The 9820-nt window shown below is 41.3% G+C and carries 3 protein-coding genes; 1 reads left to right on the forward strand and 2 read right to left on the reverse strand.

Annotated features, from left to right (window positions below; all coding sequences use genetic code 11):
• The coding region (locus A4R26_RS30745; RefSeq protein WP_133054833.1) for a non-ribosomal peptide synthetase at positions 1-4668 on the reverse strand (4668 nt) is incomplete at its 3' end.
• A 396-nt stretch (positions 4669-5064) separates the two neighbouring features.
• On the opposite strand from A4R26_RS30745, the gene A4R26_RS30750 reads away from it, so the two are divergent.
• Complete coding sequence (locus A4R26_RS30750; protein WP_081170397.1) at positions 5065-6732, forward strand: cyclic peptide export ABC transporter; 1668 nt, start codon at positions 5065-5067, stop codon at positions 6730-6732.
• A gap of 8 nt (positions 6733-6740) precedes the next feature.
• On the opposite strand, the gene A4R26_RS30755 is transcribed toward A4R26_RS30750, so the two are convergent.
• Complete coding sequence (locus A4R26_RS30755) at positions 6741-9146, reverse strand: ABC transporter permease (RefSeq protein ID WP_081170399.1); 2406 nt, start codon at positions 9144-9146, stop codon at positions 6741-6743.
• Positions 9147-9820 lie beyond the last annotated feature (674 nt).

A 9820-nucleotide genomic window follows, 5' to 3' on the forward strand; every position in this document is an offset into this window, starting at 1 on the left:
CAGGTCATCGGGCCCGATCGCATAATTAGCTTTCAGGTAATGAGCAAGCTGATTAGACCGCTCATTCAGTTCCCGGTAAGACAGCGCTATATCCTCAAACACCAACGCAATATTACCCGGCGTCTTCGCTACCTGTTCTTCAAATAAGTCTACTATCGTCTTGTCTTTTGGATAAGCTACCGCTGTATCGTTGAATGTGATCAGCAGTTCCTGCCTTTCCTGTGCCGACAGGTACTCCACCTTTGAGACTTTCTCTCCCGGACGAGATAATACCGAACTCAAAAGGCGTTTGAAATGTTCCATCAGGCGTTTTATCATCTCCCGCTCATAGACATCCTCATTATATATTGATTTGAAATAAATATAATCACCCACTTCTCCGAAGTGCAGCTCTATATCATTCTTAGCTTTCGAAGGACCATTATCCGACACCTGGTTGATAATATCGTCATCAATGGTTCCTATGTCTTTATTTTCGCTAATATTATTATAAGTGATAGAGATGTCGAAAACCGTACTTCTGCTTGTATCACGCTGAAGACCCAGTTCTTCTACCAAACGATCGAAAGGATACACCTGGTGACTATAGCTCTTTAAGGTGTTCTCTTTTACCACCTGGTAATGATGCGCGAAGCTTTCTTCAGGATTCACTTCGTTTCTTAAACCAAGCGTGTTTACATAATTCCCTATCTGGTCTTCCAGGTCGGTATGGTTTCTCCCCGCTACCTGGGTACCGATAATGATATCCTTCCCGGAAGTGTAGCGGTACATCAGCACATTCCATGAGGCCAGCAGGCCCATGAACAGGCTACCCCCATTCGCCTGAACATATCCCTTTAGTTTAGCTGTTGTTCCCTTATCAACATAAGTGGCCAGGCATCGTGCGTTATAGGTTTTAATTTTTGGCCGCTGTTTAATACCCGGCAGATCCAGCAATGGCAGTTCTCCTGAGAACTTATCAAGCCAATATTCCCGGTGTGCCTTAAATGATTCCTGGTTCAATTGACCCAACTGCCAGGCTGAATAATCCTTGTACTGAATGCGTAATTCATTTAACGCTGGCGCTTTACCTGCCTTATATGCTTCATAGTATCTGAATACATCTTTAGCCAATACCTCCATTGACCAGCCATCGCTGATGATATGGTGTATATTTAAATAGAATACATATTCATCTTCTTCTACCTGTAGTAAGACTGCCCTGAGCAAAGGACCTTTCGCCAGATCAAATGCCCGGTAACCATCCGCCGCGATCCATGCCTCCGCTTTTTCTTTGCGCTCAGTCTCTTTTCTAAAATCTTTGTACCCGACCCCGAATCCTATATCTTTTCTTTCCATTATCCATTGCCTGATCTCTCCTGCCTCGTCTTCCCTGAACACGGTTCTTAATATCTCATGACGGTCAATGGTGGCATCGATGGCGAGTTTGAATTTCTCAATGTCAATATCATCATTCAGGTAAATGCTCCCAAACATGTTATGAGCTACCGAACCTCCTTCAAACTGGCTTAATACCCATACCCTTTTTTGCCCGTCGGAGACCGGATAACTTTCCTGAGGAGTTACTTTTTCAATTTGAAAAAATGCCTCCCTGGTTGAAGATGCTATTAGTAGTGCATGCGAAGCTACGCTGGTATGAGCGAACAGCTCTTTTAAACCCAGCCTTGCAGACAATTCCTTTTGATACTCATTGCCCAGGCGTACCGCTTTTAAGCTATGGCCTCCCAATGTGAAAAAGTCATCATTCACCCCAATGTGTTCCCTTTCCAGCACTTCTTCCCAGATCTTTACCAGCTTTCGTTCCAGCTCTGTTCGTGGTGCTACATATTCCAAGCCACTCGTTAAAGCCAACCCTTCAGGATCCGGCAGTGATTTCCTGTCTACTTTGCCATTAGCTGTTAACGGTATAGCTTCCAGCTGTACAAAGCAGGCCGGAAGCATATACGCCGGAAGTGACTTTTCTAAATAGGCTTTTAGATCACTTGTGTTTTGCGCAGCATTGGAAGTGAGGTATGCTACCAGCTCCTTTTCTCCCAACTCATTCTCTCTGGCTATAACTACAGCCTGGCTTATTTCTTCACGGTTTAATAAAGCATGCTCTATTTCACCAAGTTCGATCCTGTATCCCCGGATCTTGACCTGGTCATCTTTTCTGCCAACAAGCTCGATATTCCCATCTGCCAGCCATCTGCCCAAATCTCCTGTTTTGTACAGGCGCTCTCCTTCTTTAAACGGACTCGCTATGAACTTCTCTCTGGTAAGCGCCTCCTTGTTCAAATATCCCCTGGCTAAACCCTCGCCTCCTATGCAAATTTCACCGGCTACCCCTACAGGTTGCAATTCTTCTTTTTCGCTTAAGACATAGATCTGCGTATTGGCAATCGGTTTACCAATCTCAATCTTTTGGGTGTTTTTTTCCAGCGGTTTTACTGTGGACCAAATCGTTGTTTCTGTTGGCCCATACATATTATACAGTTTCGCATCAGGTAATTTTTGGTAAATATCATTCACCAATGAAGCCGTACATGGCTCACCGCCCAAAAGGATATTCTTAATTGAACGCCAACCTTCCTCCTCTGAAAGGTGCTGATTCAACATGGATCCCATGGAAGGTGTAATTTGTAAATGCGTAACCTTGTGTTTCCTGACCTGTGAAAAAACCGAATAGTTATTCTGATCCTCACCAATTTGCCTGGCCTCTCCCTGTATAACAACTTTATATCCTTTACTCAGTGTCCACAAAAGTTCCAATACCGATATGTCAAATGTGTAATTTGTCATCGCCAGGAATGTTCCTTTTTCTTCTCCAAAAATGGATGTCATCCCGGAGAAAAAGTTAGTTACATTCCGATGTTCGATCATTACTCCTTTCGGTTTCCCTGTGGAACCTGAGGTGTAGATCACATAAGCAAGGTTGTTGGATGTAGCAGTGGAACTCACCGGTTCTTTAGAATAACGCTCCTGGCTTTCCCTGAACTTGTTTAGTTCTGTTTCATCCAGGCATACTTTACATTTGGTATCTGCTTCAATATAGTCAATTCTTTCCCGGGGGTATTCCGGATCGATCGGAACATACGCGCCTCCTGATTTTAACGCACCCAATATCGACACCATCATCCACTCACTCCGCGTTTGCCTGATGCCTATCAGATCATCGGGCACGATGTCATAGTTTTCTCTCAGGTAGTGAGCCAGCTGATCAGACCGCTCGTTAAGCTCCCGATAACTCAAGTTCGTATCCTCAAACACTACCGCTATATGATCTGGCGTCTTTGCAACCTGCTCTTCAAACAGATCAACTATCGTCTTGTCTTTTGGATAAGCGCCAGCTGTGTCATTAAATGTAACCAGCAGTTCGTGCTTTTCCTGCTCATCTAAAACATCGATACTATCGATATCATCATTGACAGAAACATAAAACTGATCAATAATTTTTAATAATCTTTTGCCTGTTGTTCGTACTTCTGTGTTAGTGAAATAATCTTCACGAAAAATAATTTCTAAAAATAAATCGTCTTTATCTTTTTCCGTGAAATCACAAAAGCTAAACTCTATTGGAGTTCTAGAATATGCAGCATCATTTTTAAAGCCTTTTAAATGAAGTTCAGACTCATTGGTATTTAGTTTGAAATACCGATAGTTGACACTAATATCGAATGGCCTGGATACATTACCGGCTTCAGAGAGAAGCATAGCGTTAAAATGACTCACCGGAAATTGTTTATGACGATAGTCCTGACGTTGATTCGTCTTAATATCATCAAACAATTCTTTAAGGCTGCGGCTTCCCAGTTTTAAACGACAAGGGATGAATTTCGAAAACAGTCCCAAAGTCATTCGTTCTAAACGACTGGTCCTGTTGTGAATGGGTAAGCTAAAATCGAAATATTCCTGATTATTCGTTTTATAATAGTACACCGCGAGAACGGCGATTAAAAAATCCTGCAAACCAATATCATGATTGGCGCAAAATGACCTTAATTGCTGTTGCTCATCCGCGCTGAAAAAGATCTGAAATGAATCAGTTCGAAATGAAATAGCCTTTGCTCTCTTTTGAATTATGGGTTCCTGGGACCAGGCAAATCTCTGTTTCCAATATTCTTTATCAGATTCATAACTTTTCGAATTCAGGTAGTCAGTGGATTTTTCAATCAGTTCAAGATAGGATGGATAATTGAATTCCTTTTTTTCTCCTGTTCTTAAAGCATGGTATTTATCGAAGATATATGCCAGGTATACATAGGGCACTCCATATCCGTCTGAGAACAGATGGTGACAACCCATGTAGAACCAATACTCGGCATCGCTGATTTTTATCAATACAAAATCATACAGGCTTCCGCCATAAATATCGAAAGGCGTATTGATCCTTTCCTGCAACCATTTTTTAACTGATCCCCTGGACCAAAGATCGCTTGTAAAATCTACCTCTGTAATTTGAATACTTACATCTGATTCCTGTAAATTGACAAAAGGGGCATAATTCGAAAAGCTCTTGTATTTAAAGACATCAAATACATTTTTGGAACTTTTAATTGAATCTTTAAACAGGTCTACGTGCAGATCACCTTCGATGACAATATAAGTACCAATATTATAGTGAGGATTCCTGGAATCTATTATCTGGTCAAAATAGATCTCCTGCTGGATAAGGTTTAATGTAGGCATTTGCTAAATAATCGATTAAAAAACAACTAACAAATATGAGCACCTGATGCTAATACAATCTCACAGTTTTTTAAAACTACGGAAATAAGCTAATTTACCCAATTGTTTCTACGGCGAATGGTTGACGGTAGTTTTTTTAGCAGGAAACCCCTGGAACCATTCCTTCCAAAACATCACCGCGCTAAAAACAGGGCTTTACCAAATTACGTATATACTTAGACTTTAACTCTGTTTTTAATTTGAATTTTTAATATTAGGTTTAAATAATATGTCTTAGCTGTTTGAATTTTTCCAGACAATCCTAAGAAACTGGTGGGTAGGGGTAAATGGAATTTGTTTTATGTTTGTAACAGTAGCCGACTCCCCTTCTATTTGAGACTCAATTTAATCACACATATGTTCAATTTTATTAAACTAATTAATCCCAAAAAAGCGATTTCCATATTCGTACTTGGTTTGGTGTCTGGAGGTGTCAGCTTTTTGTTCCTGTCCTTTATCAATTTAATGGTGGGAATAATTTTATCAAAACAAAATACATCCAGCATAAACTATATTATTTATTTCTGTATCCTCCTGTTTGGTTTTGTATGGTCAAGGCGGGCATTATCTTATATTATCATTAAATTTTCGCAACAGGTATTCTGGAAACTCAGATCCGAAGTATTACATACCCTGCTGGCGGCGAATTTTTACCAGATTACCCATCGCAAGGGAAAGATTTACGCTTCTCTTGTCAGGGATGTAGGCGTATTAACCGGCTTTTCACTTTCGATCATTAATTTCCTATCGGCCCTGGTGATGACCGTAGGTTGCCTGGTTTATCTGGGAATGCAATCAACCCCTTTGCTGCTGATGACATTAGGCGTTTCTGTATTTGGAACAGTCATTTATTGGATCGGCGTTTATTTTAACAATAAAAAATTAAAATATTCAAGGGAACTGGAAGATGGTTTCATGAAAAGCCTGTTAGATGTTTTAGACGGCTTCAGAGAGATCCACATGAACCCGGGAATCGGACACGATATATATGATCGTAAGATCCGGAAAATATCAAATGAGTCTTATTTAAATAACACCACGGCGTTGGCCAATTTTTTAAATGTACAAATAATAGGCGAGGTCCTTTTTTATTCCTTGATCGCTTCTATATTGTTTTTTAGTTCTTATTTCATCCAGGAATCACCCGAGTCGATAGTTAAATATATTTTTATCCTGTTGTACCTGTTAGGAGGGATCAATTCACTTATGCTCATTATTCCACAGATCGTCAATGTGCGGATTGCCGCTAATAAGATAAATCAATTGCGGCAGGATCTGCATACCGAAACTTTTGACAATCTTAAAGAAACTTCCCAGTTGTCGATCGCCGAATTCAATGAGCTCGATATGTATGATATTAGTTTCCGCTACGCGGGAACTGAAGAATCAAAAGAAAACAATAATGGATTTGCTGTTGGCCCAATCAACTTTTCTATTAAAAAAGGCGAGACCGTTTTCATATACGGAGGTAACGGAAGCGGAAAAACGACCCTGATAAATGTTATGCTGGGAACCCTGAAAGGCCACGCAGGGACAATAAAATACAATGATATCATTGTTGACTCAAAGAACTATAATAACTACAGAGCGCTGTTTTCAGTGGTGTTTAGTGATTTCTACCTTTTCGATGAATTGTATGGGTTCGATACTATCGACAAAGATCAAATCGATGAATACCTTGAATTGTTCGAGCTGAAGGATAAGGTTACTTTCAACAACCAGTCATTCTCCTCCAACCAGCTCTCCACCGGGCAAAGAAAACGGCTGGCGCTGATCACCGCTTTAATCAGGTTTAAACCTATCCTGGTATTAGATGAATGGGCCGCTGACCAGGACCCGATTTTCCGTAAAAAATTCTATACCGAAATTATCCCGCTGCTAAAAGACAAGGGCTACTCAGTGATAGCCATTACCCATGACGACAAGTATTATCATCTTGCCGATAAATTATATAAAATGGAGAATGGACAATTATCTTTAAATTTCACGGAAGGACTTGCAAAAAAAGAAGTAGTAAAATTATGATCCTCACATTAAGTTCTGAGACTTTTTACAGGGTTAGCCCAGGCAGCTTTAATCGCCTGTAGGGACACTGTCAATAACGCAATAACCAGTGAAGCAAGTCCGGCAACGGCAAAGATCAACCAGTTTATTTCGATCCGGAATGCAAAGCCCTGAAGCCAGTTGGATAACGCCAACCAGGCAATTGGCCAGGCGATAATATTGGCAATAACAACAAGCCGCACAAAATCTACAGATAACAGGCCTACCATACTTTGTACAGAAGCCCCGAGTACCTTACGTATTCCAATCTCCCTGATCCGTTTTTCGGCTGAAAAAGATGCAAGCCCGAAGAGTCCAAGGCAACTGATAAGGATCGCCAGCGCCGCAAGTATTCCGACAATTTCGCTTACCTGTTTATCAGACTTGTAAAGTTCGTTGTAAAGTTCATCCAGGAACTTATAATCTATTGGCTCGCCTGGCACAACCTGCTTCCATACATCTTTGACCCGCTCTATTGCCGCCTTTGTATCAGCGCCTTTTAACCGTACGGACATCTCGGAAAAGCCCCAATCTTTTTGGCTGAGGAGGCACAGCGTTTCAATCTTATGGTGAAGTGAATTAAAATTGAAATTTTTTGAGATCCCGATTATTGATCCAACTGAATCCATACCACCAAATCCGAACCGCCTGCCGATCAGTGATTCAAACGTTGCACCCTTATCCTCCCTGAGCAGTTCCTGCGCCAGGGTTTCATTAATGACATAGGCCTTGCCGTTGTCTGTCTCATAATCATTGGAGAAATTTCGACCCGCTATTAATTTAATCTTATATAGATTAAGGAAGTCGGGGTCGACCACATTCTGCGAAACAGACAACTCTTTTGCTCCGTTGGCGCCATGGTAGATGACGCTCGTCTGATGTAGATTGTTCCCGAGCCTTTGCTGCGATGCAGTCACAGATGCGACCGCTGTCAAGCCGAGCAGAGATTCCTTGATAGTGTTATACTTTCGATAACTCTTATTATTTAAGCGCAGCATCATAACCTGCTCGCGGTTGAAACCTGGATCCTTGTCCTGCATAAATCGCAGCTGCTTCACAGCAAAGATGGTGGCAATGATCAAAAAAACGGAACTGGTGAACTGAATTACGACCAGTACATTTCGAAAAAGACTTTTAGGTTTACCAGACACAATTGAACCCTTTAGCACGCGGGCTGGTTGAAAAGATGACAAATAAAGTGAAGGATAGAGACCGGCAATAATTCCGGTTATTATAGTACCACCCAAAAGCAACCCTGGTAATGCGGGATCCGTGAAAAGTGGAAACTCAAGTTGTCTCTCACTCAAATTTCTTACATAAGGAAGAGCAAGAAGAACCATTAACAGGGCAAGCCCGAGAGCAAACAGGCAAATGAGAACTGACTCGATGATGAACTGAAATCCGAGTTGTACTCTCAAGGCACCAATTGATTTCCGAACTCCAACTTCCATCGCCCTGTTCGCAGATTTTGCAGTAGCAAGGTTCATAAAATTGATACAGGCGATCAACAAAACAATAATAGCGATCGTTGAAAATATACCCGTATATCGTTTGTCGAACTTTTGAAAGTTGTGATAGTCATGGGTAATATTAACGGAGTTAGAATGAATATCAGGCAGCCGCTGCAGGAACAATTCATAAAACTTCCGGTTATCTTCACTCATGTGCTTCCCGAGAAACGCCGGAAATTTCTTTTCAAGGTTTGCTGTGTTTGTCTTCGGAGCCAATTCGAAATAAGTGACAAGCCAGTTATCTCCCCAGTTATTCATAAAATCGGGGCGTGCAATTGTGCTGAAGGAAAAGACTCCGTCAAACTGCAGGTGAGAAGTTTGAGGGATATCAGCGAGGACACCTGTGACCTGAAAAATGATGGTATCACGTTCAATGCGGCTAACGGTTTGACCAATAGGATTTTCATTGCCAAACAAAAGCTTCGCCGACTTTTCCGTTAGTACGATGCTATTAGGTTTTTGAAGCACGGATTTGCGGTTCCCTTTTAGCAACTTGAAATCGAATAGCTGCAGGAAGTTCGAGTCTGCACACAATATTTTGGGGAAGACGATCTTTTTGTCACCGACATTCAAGTCCATATTTTCCATGGCATTGAGTCTCACAAAATCTAAAATTTCGGGATATTCCTTTTTCATCTCGGGACCCATTGGATACATCGATAAAGCAACCTGCTGCGGTGCCACCGCACCGGGAAAGTTTTGTACCTCGTTTAACCGGTAAATATTCTTAGTATGAAAATCATCAAAACTTCTTTCATAATTCACAAAGATCATGATTACAATACATGCCGCCATACCGGTTGCCAGGCCGAAGATATTCAGGGAAGAAAAAAACAGATTCTTCCACAAGTTGCGCCAGGCTATTTTAATATAGTTCCTAATCATTTTAAAGGATTATGTAGTCAAATAAGTAAAAACAATAATATCCAGTGGATAAGTAAATGATCCGGTTTCTAATTTATCATAAAATATCGATACCGCGCTGACGGGTAATTAAAAGTATTATTTTAACGCTACTGTGTCAAATTTAGATCTTAGCGGGAATGTGCCTTGCTGCGTATTACCGCCACTCCGCACCAGGATATACCAGCCATCCTTCCGATGGTGCCTGAAAATGCATCCGGGATACCGTTTTTCATATTGCCCATAAAGAATCTATTTAAAGTGTCAATGAAAAAGACGAATGACCATAACCGGTATTTTTATCAGTTGCCTGGTGCGATATAAAAGTAAGAGGATTTTTGTAGAATAGATCACCGGCATGTTTATCCCATCCCAACGTGTCCTATCTTGTTGTATGTTATCCCAGGTTGTTCTATGTGCGTCTACAGTGTACTATATATGTCTACTTTGGTCTACATGTGTCTTGAATGGTCATGGTAAAATGGAGTGTTTATTCGGGATTGTGCCGGTATCAGGAGGGTATTATACCGGGCGTTGTTCGGACGTTGTTCGGACTTTCCGGGGGAGTGTTCGGGTGCACTCAGGAGAAATGCGAAGAAAGTCCGAACAAAGTCAATAGTAATACCGGCACAAGACCGGATCGATATCGGGTTCCG

Source organism: Niastella populi (genome assembly GCF_002078015.1).
Taxonomy (GTDB): Bacteria; Bacteroidota; Bacteroidia; order Chitinophagales; family Chitinophagaceae; genus Niastella; species Niastella populi.